The following is a 16,811-nucleotide window of genomic DNA, read 5'->3' on the forward strand; positions in this document are numbered from 1 at the left end:
CCCGCGGGCAGCTCACCGTGTGGCTTGAGCGCCCTGCGCCAGTTCCTGCACCAGGAGGGCCGCCGAAACTTCCTTGCAGCCGCTGGTGTTCTGACCCGCCCACAGGGGCGTGAAGCCCGTCTGGCCCAGGCTCTCGGCCTTGGCGCGCAGGGGCGCGATGGCCGATGTGGCCAGCGGGAATGCGGGGGCAGCGGTGCTGATGGGGCCCAACTCCCGCATCACCCGGTTCACGATGCCGCGTGCCGGCCGCCCGGTGAACAGATTGGTCAGCGCCGTCACGTGCGCCGCCTCGCTCTTCAAGGCGGCGCGATGCAAGGGCGTGGTGGCGGCCTCGGGGCACAGCAGGAAGGCTGTGCCGACCTGCACGCCCGCCGCCCCGAGCGCCATGGCAGCGGCGACGCCTTTCGCATCCGCGATGCCGCCCGCCGCGATGACCGGCACCTTCACCGCCCGCGCCACCTGCGGCAGCAGCGCGAAGCTGCCTACCTGCGTGCTGATGTCCTCGGACAGGAACATGCCGCGATGCCCGCCCGCTTCGACGCCCTGCGCGATAACCGCATCGACGCCATGCGCCTCCAGCCAGCGCGCCTCCTCCACGGTGGTGGCGGACGAGAGGACCTTGGCGCCCCAGCGCTTGACCCGCTCCACCAGTTCTGCAGGCGGCAGGCCGAAATGAAAGCTCACGACCGGCGGCTTGAATTCCTCCAGCACCTCGGCAGCTTCGCTGCTGAATGGGATGCGCCCCGGGCCCACGGGAATGCTGCCGGGGTCGATGCCGTACTCGCCGAAGTGCGGCCCCAGCGCCGCGCGCCAGGCGGCCTCGCGCCCGGCGTCGGGCTCGGGCAGCCGGTGGCAGAAGAAGTTGACGTTGTACGGCCGGCTGGTCTGCGCCTTGATCGCCGCGAGTTCCTTGCGCATCGCCTCGACGCCAAGCATGGCGCAAGGCAGCGAGCCGAGCCCGCCGGCATTGCAGACCGCTACGGCGAGCGCACTGCCCTGCACCCCTGCCATGGGCGCCTGGATGATGGGCAGATCGATGGCGAGGAGTTGCTGAAGGCTCATGGTCCCGATGGCTTTGGTCCGAGGTGCGGTCGATTCTAGGGGGCCGCTGAGCCTTGAACGACCTTGCGACTGAGTGTGGAGGGACACGGGCGCCGCCGGAGAAGGCCGTGGCGCCCTGAAGGATCGAGGATCGATGAACAGCTACGCCAATGTCCGACAAGATCGACCTGGCTAACAAGGCCCTACCGCCGCACCTGCTGGTGAACGGCATAAGCCCACTTGGCCGGCTTTACGCCGTGCTGAGCGACGGTGTCCACGGCCTGTCCGATGCCGAGTGCTGGATCGCGCTAGCACCGCAACGAAGTGCCTCACTTACCTTGCCGGTGAGCTCGCGGCTAGGAAAAGTTTGCGCGAGCAGTTCGTGAAGAACCTAGGCAAGCTCTAGGTTCGGGCGCACACCGCGAGCGGCCGGCGCTTTTTTGGTCAGTCTATCCTCTGCCGCCGTTTCCGTTTCCGTTTCCGTTTCCGCCGTTCCCGTTGCCGGGGTTTGTGCCGCCGCCCGGGTTATTGGCACCGCCGTTGTTGTTCGAGCCGTTGTTATTGCCGCCACCATTGTTGCCAGCGCCTCCCACACACCCGAGAGATGTGCCTCCAAGCAAGGCCCCAACCCTGTCGCTAACCCCACAGATCCCATTGCCGAGCGCTGGAAGGGCTAACACCAGGGACAGTGACACGACGGCGATGAGCAGCGCGTACTCGACAACCTGAGCGCCCCGTTGACGCCTTAGCGGGTGAACGTATCGCATGAAAGGCTCCTTGGTGTTCGCCTGCAAAGCCCCGTTTAGTATCCCACTGTTGAACTTGTGCAAGCGGTCGAACTTGTTGTCTACCACGAGTATTTTTGAGGTTCACCATGAGCGTCCGCCTCAACTCAGCATAAGGTTTCCCGATCCCAATCGAGCTTGCAGAACCAACCGCCTGATTGGAAATTCTGGCAACGATCTGGCAACCGTGGCCAGAATGAAAAAAGCCTGCTACCGTTTTAGTAGCAGGCTTTCCTTATTTGGCGCGGTTTTGGTGGTAGGACGTACAAGATTCGAACTTGTGACCAACGGATTAAAAGTCCGCTGCTCTACCAACTGAGCTAACGTCCCGCAGCAAAGCCCATGATTATAGCGGGACGCTGGACCGTTTTCGCGACTGGATGAGTTCAAGCGCCCAACCGGCGGCGCATTGGCCGAAGGTGGCGGTGACGCTGACCACCGAACCGTAGCCGTGGCAGTTGAGGGAGCCGTCGCCTTCGATGGCGCAGGAGGCGTCGGGCGGCGCAACGGCTTCGCGGCTGAACACGCAGGCCACGCCGATGCGTTTGCCCTCCCGGGGCGCGCCGTGGAACTTGCGCAGGCGATAGCGCAGCTGTGCCAGCAGCGGGTCGTGCGTGGTGTGGGCCAGGTCGTCCACGTCCACCTTGTGCGCGAGGCGCTTGCCGCCGGCCGCGCCACAGGTGACGAAGGGCAGCTTCGTCTCGCGCGCCCAGACCGCCATGGCGGTCTTGGCCTTGAGCTGGTCGCAGGCGTCGATCACTGCGGTGACGCCCGGCGGCAGCAGCCGCGGCCAGTTGTCGGCGTCCACGAAGTCGTCCACTTCGTGCACCAGGCAGCCCGGATTGATCTGCGCGATGCGTTCGCGCATGGCCCGCACTTTGGCCTGGCCGACGGTGGCGTCGAGCGCGTGGATCTGCCGGTTGATGTTGGATTCGGCGACGTGGTCCAGGTCGATCAGGGTGATCTCGCCGACCGCGCTGCGCGCCAGCGCTTCGGCGGCCCAGGAGCCGACGCCGCCGATGCCGACCACCGCGACATGCGCCGCGCGGATCGCGGCGGCGCCCTCGATGCCATAGAGGCGCTCGATGCCGCCGAAACGGCGCTTCAGGTCGGCGGATTCGTCGAGATGGGTCACGCGCCGATTCTAGGCAGCAGAGCCGCTGCCCGGAATCACCTGAGCCGCGCCAGCCGTTCCTTGGCGGCGCCGGCCGCCTCCGACTGCGGATAGGTCTTCACCAGTTCGTCCAGGGTCTTGCGGGCGCCCGCCGTGTCTTTCAGTTCGATCTGGCAGTTGGCGATCGACAGCACCGCCTCGGGCGCGCGCGAATGTTCGGGCGCGGACTGCAGCAGCGCGCGGAAGTTCGTGATGGCGCCGCGGTAGTCGCGGTTCGCGTACTGCGCGTTCCCCAGCCAGAACAGGGCCGTCGGCCGGAAGCCGCTTTGCGGGTAGCGCTTGATGAAGTCGCCGAACTGCGTTTGCGCGGCCGGGAACTCGCCCTTGCGGAAGGTCCCCAGCGCCGTCTCGAAGTCGCGCGCCTCCAGCGGGTCGGCGATGAATTCGCGGCCGTCGACCGACACCTTGGCGGGCTCCATCTTGCGCAGGCGCTCGTCCATGCCCGTGGCGATGTCACGCTGCCGCCGCTGCAGCTCGGCAGTGTCCTTCAGCAGCTGCTCGTTCTGGCCGGTCATGCGTGCGACCTCCCCGCGCAGCGTCTCGATCTGCGTCTGCAGGTCGAGCAGGCTGCGGCGCAGCTGCGCCAGTTCCGCCCGCTGGGCCTCGGCATCGCGCTCGCTGGCCAGGCGCTGCGCATCCATGCGCTGCCGCAGGTCGAGGATGGCGCGGCGGGCCTCGTCGTCCTCGAACAGCGCCGCCTGCGCGCCGCCGGCCGCGCCCAGGGACAGGGCGAACAGCGAGGCAGCGAGGATGGCGCGGGGCTTGTACAAGGATCGCATGGAGGCCCTCATCAACGGTAGACGATCTCGGCCCGGCGGTTCTTGGCCCAGGCCGCTTCATCGCTGCCCGGAGCCGCCGGCTTTTCCTTGCCGAAGCTTACCGCCTCGATCTGGTTGTCGGACACGCCCAGCAGGCCGAGCGCACGGCGCACGGCCTCGGAGCGGCGCTGGCCGAGCGCCAGGTTGTACTCGCGCCCGCCGCGATCGTCGGTGTGGCCCTCGATGGCCACGCGGCGGTTCGGGTTGGCCTTCATGAACTTCGCATGCGCGTCGAGCAGCGACTGGAACTCCGGCTTGACGACGTAGCTGTCGAAATCGAAGTAGATCAGGCGCGCGACGTTCTGCGGGCCGTCCTTGCTGCCTTCGACCGCGTCGCTGACCACCGGCGCCACCTGGCTTTGCGTGGCGGGCGGCTGCGTGACACCGGTGGGGTTCTTGTTCTCGACCGGAACGTCATCGAGCTTCACGCTCGAGCAACCGGCAACGGCGATGGCGACCGCAAGGGCCAAAAAACTCTTCTTCATCATTCGCAAATTCTCCATCGAATTCAATTTGTACCAATTTATTTCTGGAAAGGGCCCCAATCCGGCTCGCGGATGTCGCCCCCCTGTCCGGCTAGGCGCGCCTTGATCTTCCCGTCCAGCGTGGTGGTCATCAGGGCTTCGCGGCCGCCTTGCCGCGTGGCATAGACGATCAGGCGGCTGTTCGGCGCGAAGCTCGGGCTCTCGTCGGCGCTGGTGTCGGTGAGCGAGGTCACCGCGCCGCTCGACAGCTCCATCACCTGCAGCTTGAACTGCCCGCTGATGCGCGAGATATAGGCCAGCCAGCGCCCGTCCGGGCTGAGCGCCGGCGAGATGTTGTAGTTGCCGGTGAAGGTCACCCGCTCGGGGTTGCCGCCCGTCGGCGGCATGCGGTAGATCTGCGGCGCGCCGCCCCGGTCGCTGACGAAGTAGATCTGGCGGCCGTCGGCCGAGTAGACCGGCTCGGTGTCGATGCCCGCGGACTGCGTCAGGCGCCTCGGCTCGCCGCCACCCGCGTCGATGGTGTAGAGCTGCGAGCCGCCCTCGCGGCTGAGCGTCACGGCCAGCGTGCGGCCGTCCGGCGACCAGGCGGGCGCGCTGTTGGAGCCCTTGAAATTGGCGATCAGCCGGCGCCGGCCGCTGGACACGTCGTGCACGTACACCACCGGCTTGCGCGACTCGAAGGACACGTACGCCAGCTGGCTGCCGCTGGACGACCAGGCCGGCGAGATGATCGGCTCGGTGCTGGCCAGCGCCGATTGCGCGTTCTCGCCGTCGGAGTCGGCGACCCACAGGTTGTAGTTGTTGCCGCCCTTGGTGACGTAGGCGATGCGGGTGGAGAAAACGCCCTTCTCGCCGGTCAGCTTCTCGTAGATGAAGTCGGAGATGCGGTGCGCCGCCAGCCGCAGGTCGCCCGCGGTGACCGCGAAGCTCTGCCCGCCCAGGTCCTGGCCCTTGACCACGTCCCACAGCCGGAAGCGCACGTCCCAGCGGCCGTCGGCCAGGCGCGAGGCGCTGCCGACCACCAGCGAGTCGGCGTTGCGCTGGCGCCAGGGCGTCAGGTCCGGGCGGCTGGTTTCGTCCAGGCTGCTGCCGGCGGCATCGACCGGCCGGAACTGGCCGCTGCGTTCCAGGTCGGCCGTCACGATGGCGGCGATCTTCTGCGGCGCCTGCGCCTCGCCGCGGAAGGGCGCGATCGCAATGGGCAATTGAGTCAGGCCCACGCCGGTCACTTCCACGCGGAATTGCGCGAACGCGGGCGACACCGCCAAGCCTGCCAGCAGGGCGGCCGCATCGCGGCGGCGCCAGAGCAAAGGATGTGTCATGGTTCTTAGTCTCTCATTTGCTGTTGAGTTAAGCGGGTTACTGTTGAGTTCAGCCGTTAAGTTCGGTTACGACGGCTTCCGGCGCATCACCTGCCTCGGCCATTCCCCGTTCGGCCCGTATCATGCCGCTTTCGAGCCGGGCCTCCACCCGGGCGCGATTGGCAATTTCGCCCTCGCGGCTGTTCTCGCGGTGCCACAAGTGGAACACCTGCGCCCCCAGCACCGCGTCGTTGCGCACCGTGCCATGGTTGTGCAGCCGCAGCGCGATGTCCGCATCCTCGTGGCCCCAGCCGGTGAAACTCTCGTCGAAGCCGTTCACGGCCGCGCAATCGTCCTTCCAGAGCGCGAAGTTGCAGCTGCGGATGCCCTTCCACTTGAAGCCGCGCCGCACCCGGCTGAAGGGGCCCAGGCCGTCCAGCAGGTGTGAGGACTTGTTGGCGTCGCCCGAGAGCCGCAGCCGCATCCAGTCCGAGGGCGTCAGCCGGCCCAGCGCCACGTCGCCGTGCAGCACCCTGCGCGTCAAGCGCTCGCTGAGCAGCACCCGCCCGCCGATCACGTACTGGCCGCGCTGCGCCAGCCGTTCGTGCTGCGCCACGAAGCGCTCCACGGGCACGCAATCGCCATCCATGAACACCAGGTAGTCGGCCTCGGCGCGCGCCGCGCACAGGTTGCGCGCCCGCGCCGCGGTGAAGCCCACGTCCGGATGCCAGACGTGGCGCACGCGGCAGCGGAAGGACGGCAATCCGGCGCGCATCGCCTCCACCTGTTCCGGCCGCGAGCCGTCGTCGGCGATCAGCAGCTCGTGCCCGGCACCCAGTTGCGGCGCCAGTTCGCGCAGCACCGCCAGCAGCGCATCGGAACGGTTGTAGGTGAGGACGATGAAGGCAGTCTTCATCGGCGCTGCAGCAACCACAGCTTGAGGTAGCGGTAATACGCGCCTTGCGCGTTCGAAACGGCCAGCGCGAACCCGAGCCGGCCGTCGAGGAAGCCGCGCTTGAACAGGTAGGTGCGCACGAAGGCCCAGAAGCCGTGGCCGACCGCCTTGCCCAGCGAGCCGCGCACGCCCCGGGCATCGAGCGCCCGCGCCGAGTCGCTGGAGTAGCGGTTGACCTTGTCCAGCACCGATTCGAAGTCGTCGAAGCTCTCGTGCAGCAGCTCGCCCTCGAGCGCGCCGGCGGTGCCGTCCACCAGCAGCCGCTCGTGCACCAGGTCGCCGGAAAAGCGCGCCTTGCCGCGCCGGAACAACCGCACCAGCCGGTCGGGGTACCAGCCCGAATGCCGCATGTACTGACCGCAGTAGCTGGAGCGGCGGTCGACCGTGTAGGCCTCGAAGCGGGACTGCACCATGGCGGCTTCGATCGAGGCGCGCAGCCTCGGCGTGACGCGCTCGTCGGCATCGATCGACAGCACCCATTCGCCGCGCGCCATGTCCAGGGCGCGGTTTTTCTGCGGGCCGAAACCCGGCCAGTCCGCGGTCTGCCGCACGTTGGCGCCCAGTGCCTGCGCGATGGCGACGGTATCGTCAGTGCTGCCGCTGTCCACGACCACCAGCTCGTCCGCAAACGCCACCGACTCGAGGCAGGCGCGAAGCCGCGCCGACTCGTTGCGCGTGATGATGATGACAGTGAGGCGGGGGGGTCTGGTCAAGTCGAAGATAATTTGCTGTTCCGCAAGGATTATGAAGGGGTCGCTTTTGCTTACACCTCCGGGGCCCGGGACTGTCCGGTCCGCGCCGGCCTCATGACGCGCCCCGACTGGTCCGCGCTGCGCTGGCTCGTGCCCTATTTCGGCCGCCAGCGGGGCGTCTGGGCGGCCGCCGCGGTGGCGACCATCGTGACGTCCGCCACCGAGCCGGTGCTGCCGGCGCTGATGAAGCCTTTCCTCGACCAGGGCCTGCAGCCGGGCGGCTTTCCGCTGTGGTGGGTGCCGGCCGCGCTGCTGCTGCTGTTCGCGGTGCGCGGCACCGCCGGCTTCCTGGCCGATCTCGCGCTGGCCAAGATCACCCAGGACGGACTGGTGCAACTGCGGCGCGACATGTTCGCGCGACTGCTCGACGCCCAGCTCTCTCTGTTCAAGCGGCAGAACGCGACGGCCTTGTCCAATGCCCTGGTGTTCGAGGTGCAGAACGGCGCGACGCTGCTGGTCAACGCGGTCACCGGCGTGCTCAAGGACAGCGTGGCGCTGATCGGCCTGCTCGTCTACCTGCTGTACCTGAACTGGCAGCTCACCCTGATCGTGTTCCTGATCGCCCCGGCCGTCGCCTGGCTGATTCGGACCGTGTCGCGCCGCCTCTACAGCATCGCGCGCCGCACCCAGACGGCCACCAACGACCTGGCCTACGTGGTCGAAGAGAACGTGCTGGCCGCGCGCGTGGTGCGCCTGCACGGGGCCCAGGCCGAGCAGGCCGAGCGCTTCTTCGGCCTGAGCACTGCGCTGCGGCAGCTGGCGATGAAGACCGCGGTGGCCTCGGCCTCGGTCACGCCGCTGACGCACATGCTGGCCGCGGGCGCGCTCTCGGTCGTGATCTGCATCGCGCTGTGGCAAAGCCGCGGCGGCCTCACCGTGGGCGCCTTCGCCGCCTTCATCACGGCGATGCTGATGCTGATCGCCCCGATCAAGCGCCTGTCCGAGGCGGCCAACCCGATCTCGCGCGGCCTGGCGGCGCTGCAGCGCGGCATCGACCTGATCGAGCAGACGCCCGCCGAGTCGGGCGGGCGCTACCAGGCCGAGCGCGCCGATGGCCGCATCGTGCTGCAGTCGGTCAGCGTGCGCTACCGCGACGATGCCGCCCCGGCCCTGGATGGCGTCTCGCTCACCGTCGAGCCCGGCGAGATCGTGGCGCTGGTCGGGCCGTCCGGCTCCGGCAAGACGACCTTGGCGAACCTGCTGCCCCGCTTTGTCCAGCCGACGGCGGGCCGGGTGCTGCTGGATGGCCACGACGTCGCCGGCTGGGACCTGCACTCCCTGCGGCGCCAGTTCGCCCTGGTGAGCCAGGACGTGGTCATGTTCAACGACACGCTGGCCGCCAACGTCACGCTGGGCGGGACCCGCGACGAGGACAAGCTGACCCGCTGCATCGCCGCCGCCAACCTGCGTGAAGTGGTGGCGGCCCTGCCGCAGGGCGTGGAGACGGTCGTCGGCCACAACGCGGTGACGCTCTCGGGCGGGCAGCGCCAGCGGCTGGCCATTGCGCGGGCGCTGTACAAGGACGCGCCGGTGCTGATCCTGGACGAGGCCACCTCGGCGCTGGACACCGCCTCCGAGCGGCAGGTGCAGGAGGCGCTGCAGCGGCTGATGGCCGGCCGCACCACGCTGATCATTGCCCACCGGCTCTCGACCATCGAACATGCCGACCGCGTGGTGGTGCTTGAGCACGGCCGGCTGGCCGAAGCCGGCACGCACGACGAGCTGCTGGCGCGCGAGGGCCTGTACGCCCGGCTGCACGCGCTGCAATTCGGCGCATGAAGCCGGCGCCGGCGCCCCGGCAGGTGCTCGTGGTCGCCACGCGGCAGATCGGCGATGTGCTGCTCACCACGCCCCTGATCCGGGCCGCCCGCGGCCTGTGGCCCCAGGCGCGCATCGACGTGCTGGGTTTCAAGGGCACCCTGGGCATGCTGCGCGGCAATCCCGACGTCGCCGAACTGATCGAAACGCCCGCGCGCCTGGGGCTGCGGGGCGGCCTGGCCTTCGTGCGGCGCCTGTGGCGGCGCTATGACCTCGCGCTGGTGACCGATGCCGGCGACCGCGCGCACCTGATGGCCTGGATCGCCGCCCGGCGGCGCAGCGGCCTCCTGCCGCAGGGCCACGGCAGCGACTGGTGGAAGCGCGCCCTGCTCGATCACGTGGTGCTGGCCGCCGGCGACCGCGGCGACCGGCACGTGGTCGCCGAGAAGCTCGACCTGATCGCGCCCTGGCTGCCATCACAGGCCGGCGCGCCTACGGTGGTGCCGCCGGCCGGCGCGCCGCTGCCCGGCGACATCGCCGCCGCCGTGCAGGCCGGCTGCGTGATCGTGCACGCACCGTCCATGTGGGCCTACAAGCAGTGGCCCCTCCCCCACTATGAGCAGCTGATCCGCGAACTGCTGGCCCAGGGCCGGCAGGTGGTGCTGACCGGCAGCGCGAGCGAGCGCGACCAGCAATGCATCGCGCCCCTGCGCGGGCTGGCGCCGGCACCGCAGCTGCTCGACGTGTCGGGGCGGCTCGACTTCAACCAGCTGGCCGGATTGATGCAGGACGCCTGTCTCTACATCGGGCCGGACACCTCGGTCTCGCACCTGGCCGCGGCGACGGGCGTGCCGGTGATCGCGATCTTCGGCCCCACCAACCCGGTGCGCTGGGGCCCCTGGCCGACCGGGGTCGATGCCGGCGAAGGCTACGAGCGGGCCGTCCCGCTGCAGCGGCTGGGCAACGTGATCCTGATGCAAAGCAGCCTGTCCTGCGTGCCCTGCGGCCGCGCCGGATGCGAGGACCACCGCCAGAGCCGCAGCGACTGCCTCATCGATATCACGCCGGAGCGCGTGCTGGCGCAGGCGCAGCGCATCCTGGATGAGCGCGGCGGCACCAAGCGCTGCGCTAGACTCGCGCCATAGAAAGAACAAGTTGAAGAGGCGCTGCCTCCACGGACCAGCCGCGTAGTTGGGTCGGCGTTCCAACGTCCGCCTTCGCAGCGTCGCAAGCACGGCCGTGCCTTCGACTTCCTTGAGAACAATGGAACAAGTTTCATCGACGGCAGCTGCGCGAATGGCAGTACTGGGACAGACGCATCCCGACCGAAGCATGGCCCTGGCGGCGCCCTCACGCGCGCTCATGACCGCGCGCGGGCTGCTCATGGCGATGGCCGTGGCGCTCATGTACTCGCCGCCGGTGGTCGTGGCACTGCAGGTGGCGCTGCTCGTCACCTTCCTGGCCTCGTCCGAGTTGCGCGCGCGCTTCGCCGCCGTATGCCGCCAGCCGATGGTGATCGGCATGTTCGCCTTCTACCTGATGCTGGTGGTCGCGGCGACCTACAGCATCGCGCCGCTGCCCGACGCCGCGCGCATGCTCAACGGCTGGCGCAAGCTGCTGCTGCTGCCGGCCGCCGCCGCGGTGTTCGACGACCCGGGTGCCAAGCTGCGCATTGCGCTGCTGCTGGTGATGGCCACCGTGATCGGCGCCCTGCTCTCCTATGGCAGCCTGCTTTCCGGCATCCCCCTGCAATCGAGCGATCCGATTCCCGGCATCGTGGCCCGCAACCACGCCACCCAGGGCATGCTGTTCGCCGTCGGCGCTTTCGTGGCGGCGGCGCTGGCGCAGTTCGGCCCCTTCGAACGGCGCGGCCGCGTGCTGCTGACCGCCGCCGCGGTGCTGCTGACCACCAACGTCGCCTTCACCACCCACGGGCGCAGCGGCTACCTGGTGCTGATGGCCTGCGCCCTGGCACTGGCGGTCTTTGCCCTGCGCCGCCCGTCGGCGCGCACGCGCTGGGTGGCGGTGGTGATGCTGGCCGCCGTCGTGGCCGTGCTGCTGGGCGCCCCGAAGGCGCAACAGCGCGTGCACCAGGCCGTGACGGAAATAAACACCTACTCGCAACTGCCCGACCGGACCGAGGTCGGCATCCGCGTGCATTTCTGGAAGAACACACTGGAGATGATCGGGCAGCGCCCCCTGCTGGGCGTGGGCACCGATGGTTTCCTGACCGCCTACCGGCACCAGGTAGCCGACAAGACAGGCGTGGCCGCCACCGAGACCTCTGACCCGCACAACCAGTTCCTCAAGATCGCGGCCGAACAGGGCCTGATCGGGCTGGCGGTCTTCCTGGCGTTCCTGCTGGCGACGGCGGTGCTGCAGCGGCCGGACCCGGTCTATCGCCTGCTGGGACTGGGCGTGCTGTTCGCCTGGTGCGCCAGCAGCATGGCCACCTCGCACTTCTCCACCTTCGCCGAGGGCACCTTCATCTACCTGTGGCTCGGCGCCATGCTCAGCGACCCGGGTTCAGTGCGCCGCCGCAAGACCTGACGATTGGACCGTTCGGGATGAAGGCATGAAAACTGGCGCGCGCTCCATCGAGCGCGGAGCGCCCGGCCCTACAGCAGCACGATGTCGTACTGCTCCTGCGACATCGCGGTCTCGCTTTGCAGCGAGATCGGCTTGCCGATGAAGTCCGACAGCCCCGCCAGATGCTGGCTTTCTTCGTCCAGGAACAACTCGATCACCTTGGGCGAGGCCACCACGCGGTATTCGCGCGGGTCGAACTGGCGGGCCTCGCGCAGGATCTCGCGCAGGATGTCGTAGGCGACGCTGCGCGCGGTCTTGACCGTGCCCTTGCCCTCGCAGGCCGGGCAAGGCTCGCACAGCATGTGGGCCAGCGACTCGCGGGTGCGCTTGCGCGTCATCTCGACCAGCCCCAGCTGCGAGAAGCCGCCCGCCATGGTCTTGACCCGGTCGCGGGAGAGCTGCTTGCGGAATTCGGCGAGCACGGAATCCCGGTGGTCCTCGCGCGCCATGTCGATGAAGTCGACGATGATGATGCCGCCCAGGTTACGCAGCCGCAGCTGCCGGGCGATGGCCTGCGCGGCCTCCAGGTTGGTCTTGAAGATGGTGTCGTCGAAGTTGCGCGCGCCCACGAAGCCGCCGGTGTTCACGTCCACCGTGGTCAGGGCCTCGGTCTGGTCGACGATCAGGTAGCCGCCGGATTTCAGCTCGACGCGGCGGCCCAGCGCCTTGGCGATCTCGTCGTCGATCGAGTACAGGTCGAAGATCGGCCGCTCGCCCTTGTACAGCTGCAGGCGCTCGGCCGCCTTCGGCATGAACTCGCGCCCGAAGGACTGCAGGCTGGTGAACTGCTCGCGCGAGTCGATCCGGATGGTCTGGGTGTCCTCGGTCACCAGGTCGCGCAGCACGCGCTGCAGCAGGTTCAGGTCCTGGTGCAGCAGCGAGGCCGGCGGCAGCCGGGTCGCCGAGTCGCGGATGCGCGCCCAGGTCTTGCGCAGGTAGGCGATGTCGTCGGCCAGTTCCGCGTCCGAGGACTCCTCGCCGTTGGTGCGCAGGATGAAGCCGCCGCCTTCCTGGCCGACCAGCGCCTGCAGGCGCGTGCGCAGGGCATCGCGCTGCACCGAGGGGATCTTCTGCGACACGCCCACGTGATCGTCCTGCGGCAGGAACACCAGCAGCCTCCCGGCGATGCTGATCTGCGTGGACAGCCGCGCACCTTTGGTGCCGATCGGGTCCTTGATCACCTGCACCATGATGGCCTGGCCCTCGAACACCTGCCGCTCGATCGGCACCAGCGGCGCCGAATTGCGCGCGAAGCCGGGCGGCTCGCCATCGGGCTGGCGGTGCCAGACGTCCGCCACGTGCAGGAAGGCCGCCCGCTCCAGGCCGATGTCGATGAAGGCCGACTGCATGCCGGGCAGCACCCGCGCCACCTTGCCCAGGTACACGTTGCCGACCAGGCCCCGTTCCAGCGTGCGTTCCACGTGCAGTTCCTGCACCGCGCCGTGTTCCACGATGGCTACCCGCGTTTCCTGCGGTGCCCAGTTGATCAGGATGTCCTGTTGCATGCTTGTCCGTCCTGCCTACACGGGGCAGGACACCAGCATAGCCGACTGCAACAGTTTGCCTGGTGTCCTGTCCCACAAATAGCTGGCATATCGTTCGGCACCTACGGGGATGATCGGCGTGTGGCCAGAGGGGGTCAAGACTGGACGTCTTGACCCCCTCTGGACGCACGGCGAGGGCCACGCAGGCGCCGAACCCTTCGGGCTGCGCCGTATCAGGGCGCATGCCGCGTTGCGGCTACGGGTCAAGCCGCCAAGGCTTGACCCGCACCCGCGCCTTGCCTGCGCCCCGATACGGCGCAGCGATGTGCCAGCTATTTGTGGGACAGGACACGGAGTTACACCCGATCGAACGGCGCGACACGCAGGGACCGCAGCAACTGCGCGGTCTCGTGCATCGGCAGGCCCATGATCCCGGAGTAGCTGCCGCAGATGCGCGCGACGTGGGCGGCGGCGCGGCCCTGGATCGCATAGGCCCCGGCCTTGCCCATGGGCTCGCCGCTGGCCACATAGTCCCTGACCTGCGCCGGCGTGAGCCGGGCGAAGGTGACGCGCGAATCGCTGAGCGTTTCCACGCGCTTGCGGCCCGATTGCAGCGCCACGGCCGTGAGGACGCGGTGCGTGCTGCCGGAGAGCTCGCGCAGCATGCGGGCCGCGTCGCGCTCGTCCTCGGGCTTGCCGTAGATCCTGCGCCCCAGCGCCACGGTGGTATCGGAGCAGAGCACGGGCGCCGGCGGCAAGCCGCGCCGCTTCAGGCGCTCCACCGCGGCGTCCAGCTTCAGGGCGGTGACGCGGCGCACGTAGCTCACCGGCGCCTCGCCCGGGCGCACCGCCTCCAGCGCCTCGCTGTCCTCGTGGCCATCCGGCAGCAGCAGTTCGTGCCGCACGCCCAGCTGCTCCAGCAACTGGCGCCGGCGTGGGCTCTGCGAGGCGAGATAGATGAAGTCACTCACGGTGGTAGGGATGGTTGGCGTTGATCGACCAGGCGCGATAGAGCTGCTCCACCAGCAGCACGCGCACCATGGCATGCGGCAGGGTCAGGTCCGACAGGCGGATGCGCTCGTGGGCCGCCTGCCTGAACGCGGGATCGAGGCCGTCGGGGCCGCCGATCACCAGGGCGACATCGCCCCCCTGCAGTTGCCAGGCCTTCAGTCGCTGCGCCAGCGCCACGGTGGTCAGGGCCGTGCCGCGCTCGTCCAGCGCCACCACCTGGGCGCCCTTGGGAATCGCGCTTTCGATGCGGCGGCGCTCGGCGGCGTAGATGGACTCGACCGTCTTGGAGGCGCGCGGCTCGGTCTTCACCGCCTTGAGCTCGACGCGCAGCTCCGGCGGGAAGCGCTTGGCGTAGTCGTCCCAGGCCGCCTGTGCCCAGTCGGGCACCCGCTGGCCCACGGCCACGACGACCAACTTCATCAGCGCGTCTTGCGCGGCGCGGAGGTCTTCTTCGCGGGGGCTTTCTTCGCGGCCGTCCTGGCGGAGGTCTTGGCCGTCGTCTTGGCGCCTGCCTTCACGCCTGCCTTCACGCCTGCCTTCACGCCTGCCTTCACGCCTGCCTTCACGGGCGCCTTCACGGGCGCCTTGGCCCTTGTCTTGGCCGGGGTCTTCGCCCCGGTGGCTTTCTTCGCAGTTGCCTTGCTCGGTGCCTTGGCGGGCGCGGTCTTCAGTGCCGCTTTCTTCGCCGTCGTCGTCTTGCCGGCGGCCTTCTTGGGCGTCACCCGTTCGCTTTCCGCCGGCGCGGGTTTGGGCGCGCCGAACTTCAGCCGCACGGGCTTCTCGCCCCAGATCTCTTCGAGATGGTAGTACTGGCGGATGGCCGGCTGCATGATGTGGGCGACGGCCGCGCCGCAGTCGACGATGATCCACTCGCCGTTTTCCTCGCCCTCGATGCGCGGCTTCGGGAATCCGGCTTCGCGCACCGCGTCACGCACGCTCGCGGCCAGCGCCTTGGTCTGCCGGTTGGAGGTGCCCGAGGCGACGATGACGCGCTCGAACAGGGGCGAGAGGTGTTCCGTGTTGAACACCGCGATGTTCTGCGCCTTCACGTCCTCCAGGCCATCGACGATGGCTCGCTGCAATCGCTGTGTGTCTTTCCGGACGGCGCTTTCCTGGGTCATCAGTGTTCTTGGTTTTGGTAAAGGTGATGGCGCGCAATATAACTTGCCACGCCGGACGGGACCAAATGGGTGACGGGCAAGTGCTGGGCCAGCCGCTCGCGCACCTCGGTCGCGCTCTCGGGCATGCTCGGCAGTCGAAGCGGCCGCACCTGCGCTTGTTCCGGCACACCGGCGGGTGCCAGGTTGGCGTGCGCGCGCGCATCCGGCCGCGCCGCCACGCACAGGGTGGCCATCTGCACGATAGCTTCCCACTCGCGCCAGCGGGTGAGCGTGATGGCCTGGTCCTCGCCCAGCACCAGGAACAGCTGCGCGCCGGCCCGCTCGGCCTGCAGTTCCCGCAGCGTGTCGACGGTGTAGGTCGGGCCGGCACGCCGCAGTTCGCGCTCGTCGATCACGGTCCGGGGCAGCTGCCCGAAGGCCAGTTGCGCCATGGCCAGCCGGTGTTCCGGCGCCGTCAGTGCCTGCGCCCGGTGCCAGGCGCTGCCGGTCGGGAAGATCCGCAGTTCGTCCAGCTGCAGTTGTTCGAGGGCCGCCTGCGCCAGCACAACATGGGCCTTGTGCGGCGGATCGAAGGCCCCGCCGAACACGCCCAGCCGCGGCGGCTGCGTCACACCCAGTCCCTTCGCACCAGGAACTTCGTGTAGAGCTCGGCTTCGGGCGAACCGGCCTGCGGCTGCGCGCCGTAGGACCAGCTCACCAGCGGCGGCATGGACAGCAGGATGGACTCCGAGCGGCCGCCCGACTGCAGCCCGAAGTGGGTGCCACGGTCCCACACCAGGTTGAACTCGACGTAGCGGCCGCGCCGATAGAGCTGGAAGCCGCGCTCGCGCTCTCCGAAGGGCGTGTCCTTGCGCCGCATGAGGATGGGCAGGTAGGCGTCCAGGAAGGCGTCGCCGACCGAGCGCGTCATGGCGAAGGCGTTGTCGAAACCACCCTCGGCGAAATCGTCGAAGAAGATGCCGCCCACGCCGCGCTGTTCGGCGCGGTGCCGCAGGCAGAAGTACTCGTCGCACCAGGTCTTGAAGCGCGGGTACTTGTCGGCGCCGAACGGCTCCAGCGAGCGCTTGCAGGCCGAATGGAAGTGCACCGCGTCTTCCTCGAAGCCGTAGTAGGGCGTGAGGTCCATGCCGCCGCCGAACCAGTGCACCGGCTCGCCCTGATGGGGCAGCGCGCGCAGGCAGCGCACGTTCATGTGCACCGTGGGCGCATACGGGTTGCGCGGATGGAACACCAGCGACACGCCCATGGCCTCGAACGAGGAGCCGGCCAGCTCCGGCCGGTGCTGGGTCGCCGAGGGCGGCAGCTTGGGGCCGCGCACATGCGAGAAGCCGCAACCGGCGCGCTCGAACACCGGGCCGCCCTCGGTGATCATGGTGATGCCCTCGCCTTGCAGCGTCTCGCCGGGCTCCTTCTTCCAGGCGTCCTCGAAGAAAAGCCTGCCGTCGATCTCGCCGCAGGTGGACGTGATGCGGCGCTGCAGGTCGAGCAGCCAGGCGCGCACGCCGTCGGAACCGTTGCTCATGTCGTGATGGTAGCC

18 protein-coding genes and 1 tRNA gene are annotated in these 16,811 nt (G+C 68.9%); 4 read left to right on the top strand and 15 right to left on the bottom strand.

The genetic code is table 11. From position 1 onward, the window contains the following. Positions 1-12: 12 nt before the first annotated feature. Positions 13-1,062: an NAD(P)H-dependent flavin oxidoreductase gene (locus UC35_RS22665; protein WP_061503561.1), complete on the bottom strand. Its 1,050-nt coding sequence runs from the start codon at positions 1,060-1,062 to the stop codon at positions 13-15. Between the two features lie 149 nt (positions 1,063-1,211). Here UC35_RS22665 and UC35_RS23820 point away from each other — a divergent pair, with 149 nt between their 5' ends. After that, complete coding sequence (locus UC35_RS23820; protein WP_145979577.1) at positions 1,212-1,427, top strand: hypothetical protein; 216 nt, start codon at positions 1,212-1,214, stop codon at positions 1,425-1,427. 63 nt (positions 1,428-1,490) lie between these two features. On the opposite strand, the gene UC35_RS24350 is transcribed toward UC35_RS23820, so the two are convergent. From UC35_RS24350 to UC35_RS22700, 8 genes are all read right to left on the bottom strand, one after another. Next, on the bottom strand, positions 1,491-1,895 hold the full coding sequence (locus tag UC35_RS24350; RefSeq protein ID WP_145979578.1) for a Flp family type IVb pilin: 405 nt from the start codon (positions 1,893-1,895) through the stop codon (positions 1,491-1,493). 185 nt (positions 1,896-2,080) lie between these two features. Beyond that, positions 2,081-2,156, bottom strand: a tRNA-Lys gene (locus UC35_RS22670). 16 nt (positions 2,157-2,172) lie between these two features. Next, positions 2,173-2,961, bottom strand: a complete 789-nt coding sequence (locus tag UC35_RS22675; protein WP_061503562.1) for a ThiF family adenylyltransferase — start codon at positions 2,959-2,961, stop codon at positions 2,173-2,175. 35 nt (positions 2,962-2,996) lie between these two features. After that, a complete protein-coding gene (gene ybgF / locus UC35_RS22680) occupies positions 2,997-3,779 on the bottom strand; it encodes a tol-pal system protein YbgF (protein ID WP_227820414.1) in 783 nt (260 codons plus the stop codon). 11 nt (positions 3,780-3,790) lie between these two features. Then, entirely contained in the window at positions 3,791-4,306 is a 516-nt protein-coding gene (pal, locus tag UC35_RS22685) for a peptidoglycan-associated lipoprotein Pal (protein ID WP_061503564.1), read from the bottom strand. A gap of 35 nt (positions 4,307-4,341) precedes the next feature. After that, positions 4,342-5,625, bottom strand: coding sequence for a Tol-Pal system beta propeller repeat protein TolB (tolB, locus tag UC35_RS22690; RefSeq protein WP_061503565.1), 1,284 nt, complete (start codon positions 5,623-5,625; stop codon positions 4,342-4,344). A 49-nt stretch (positions 5,626-5,674) separates the two neighbouring features. Then, positions 5,675-6,520: a glycosyltransferase gene (locus UC35_RS22695; protein ID WP_061503566.1), complete on the bottom strand. Its 846-nt coding sequence runs from the start codon at positions 6,518-6,520 to the stop codon at positions 5,675-5,677. Further along, the gene (locus tag UC35_RS22700; RefSeq protein ID WP_061503567.1) at positions 6,517-7,272 is read right to left on the bottom strand and encodes a glycosyltransferase family 2 protein; all 756 of its coding nucleotides are present in this window, start codon (positions 7,270-7,272) and stop codon (positions 6,517-6,519) included. Before UC35_RS22700 ends, UC35_RS22695 begins: the two co-directional genes overlap by 4 nt. Before the next feature lie 93 nt (positions 7,273-7,365). Between UC35_RS22700 and msbA the strand changes: the two genes are divergently transcribed. From msbA to UC35_RS22715, 3 genes are all read left to right on the top strand, one after another. After that, a complete protein-coding gene (msbA, locus tag UC35_RS22705; protein ID WP_061503568.1) occupies positions 7,366-9,090 on the top strand; it encodes a lipid A export permease/ATP-binding protein MsbA in 1,725 nt (574 codons plus the stop codon). Continuing rightward, entirely contained in the window at positions 9,087-10,214 is a 1,128-nt protein-coding gene (locus UC35_RS22710; RefSeq protein WP_061503569.1) for a glycosyltransferase family 9 protein, read from the top strand. Before msbA ends, UC35_RS22710 begins: the two co-directional genes overlap by 4 nt. A 151-nt stretch (positions 10,215-10,365) precedes the next feature. After that, complete coding sequence (locus UC35_RS22715) at positions 10,366-11,619, top strand: O-antigen ligase family protein (RefSeq protein WP_158513955.1); 1,254 nt, start codon at positions 10,366-10,368, stop codon at positions 11,617-11,619. A gap of 68 nt (positions 11,620-11,687) precedes the next feature. On the opposite strand, the gene rng is transcribed toward UC35_RS22715, so the two are convergent. The 6 genes from rng to hemF all read right to left on the bottom strand — a co-directional run bounded on the left by rng (position 11,688) and on the right by hemF (position 16,796). Further along, positions 11,688-13,163, bottom strand: coding sequence for a ribonuclease G (rng, locus tag UC35_RS22720; protein WP_061503571.1), 1,476 nt, complete (start codon positions 13,161-13,163; stop codon positions 11,688-11,690). Positions 13,164-13,498: 335 nt separating this feature from the next. Next, the gene (locus UC35_RS22725) at positions 13,499-14,113 is read right to left on the bottom strand and encodes a Maf family protein (protein WP_061503572.1); all 615 of its coding nucleotides are present in this window, start codon (positions 14,111-14,113) and stop codon (positions 13,499-13,501) included. Then, positions 14,106-14,573 carry a 23S rRNA (pseudouridine(1915)-N(3))-methyltransferase RlmH gene (gene rlmH, locus UC35_RS22730; RefSeq protein ID WP_061503573.1) on the bottom strand — a complete coding sequence of 156 codons (468 nt, stop codon included), beginning with the start codon at positions 14,571-14,573 and terminating at the stop codon, positions 14,106-14,108. The genes UC35_RS22725 and rlmH overlap by 8 nt, the downstream gene beginning before the upstream one ends. Continuing rightward, a complete protein-coding gene (gene rsfS / locus UC35_RS22735; RefSeq protein ID WP_061503574.1) occupies positions 14,573-15,274 on the bottom strand; it encodes a ribosome silencing factor in 702 nt (233 codons plus the stop codon). The genes rlmH and rsfS overlap by 1 nt, the downstream gene beginning before the upstream one ends. Continuing rightward, entirely contained in the window at positions 15,274-15,885 is a 612-nt protein-coding gene (nadD, locus tag UC35_RS22740) for a nicotinate-nucleotide adenylyltransferase (protein WP_082793455.1), read from the bottom strand. Before nadD ends, rsfS begins: the two co-directional genes overlap by 1 nt. Beyond that, the gene (gene hemF, locus UC35_RS22745) at positions 15,882-16,796 is read right to left on the bottom strand and encodes an oxygen-dependent coproporphyrinogen oxidase (RefSeq protein WP_061503575.1); all 915 of its coding nucleotides are present in this window, start codon (positions 16,794-16,796) and stop codon (positions 15,882-15,884) included. The genes nadD and hemF overlap by 4 nt, the downstream gene beginning before the upstream one ends. Between the last annotated feature and the right edge of the window lie 15 nt (positions 16,797-16,811).

The sequence above is a fragment of the Ramlibacter tataouinensis genome (assembly GCF_001580455.1).
GTDB classification, from domain to species: Bacteria; Pseudomonadota; Gammaproteobacteria; order Burkholderiales; family Burkholderiaceae_C; genus Ramlibacter; species Ramlibacter tataouinensis_B.

Bases quoted from the DNA above. Each gene is read 5' to 3' on its own strand.
- UC35_RS22665 (WP_061503561.1), bottom strand. From the start codon at position 1,062: ATGAGCCTTCAGCAACTCCTCGCCATCGATCTGCCCATCATCCAGGCG.
- UC35_RS23820 (WP_145979577.1), top strand. From the start codon at position 1,212: ATGTCCGACAAGATCGACCTGGCTAACAAGGCCCTACCGCCGCACCTG.
- ybgF (WP_227820414.1), bottom strand. From the start codon at position 3,779: ATGCGATCCTTGTACAAGCCCCGCGCCATCCTCGCTGCCTCGCTGTTC.
- pal (WP_061503564.1), bottom strand. From the start codon at position 4,306: ATGATGAAGAAGAGTTTTTTGGCCCTTGCGGTCGCCATCGCCGTTGCC.
- tolB (WP_061503565.1), bottom strand. From the start codon at position 5,625: ATGACACATCCTTTGCTCTGGCGCCGCCGCGATGCGGCCGCCCTGCTG.
- UC35_RS22695 (WP_061503566.1), bottom strand. From the start codon at position 6,520: ATGAAGACTGCCTTCATCGTCCTCACCTACAACCGTTCCGATGCGCTG.
- msbA (WP_061503568.1), top strand. From the start codon at position 7,366: ATGACGCGCCCCGACTGGTCCGCGCTGCGCTGGCTCGTGCCCTATTTC.
- UC35_RS22710 (WP_061503569.1), top strand. From the start codon at position 9,087: ATGAAGCCGGCGCCGGCGCCCCGGCAGGTGCTCGTGGTCGCCACGCGG.
- UC35_RS22715 (WP_158513955.1), top strand. From the start codon at position 10,366: ATGGCAGTACTGGGACAGACGCATCCCGACCGAAGCATGGCCCTGGCG.
- rng (WP_061503571.1), bottom strand. From the start codon at position 13,163: ATGCAACAGGACATCCTGATCAACTGGGCACCGCAGGAAACGCGGGTA.
- rlmH (WP_061503573.1), bottom strand. From the start codon at position 14,573: ATGAAGTTGGTCGTCGTGGCCGTGGGCCAGCGGGTGCCCGACTGGGCA.
- rsfS (WP_061503574.1), bottom strand. From the start codon at position 15,274: ATGACCCAGGAAAGCGCCGTCCGGAAAGACACACAGCGATTGCAGCGA.
- hemF (WP_061503575.1), bottom strand. From the start codon at position 16,796: ATGAGCAACGGTTCCGACGGCGTGCGCGCCTGGCTGCTCGACCTGCAG.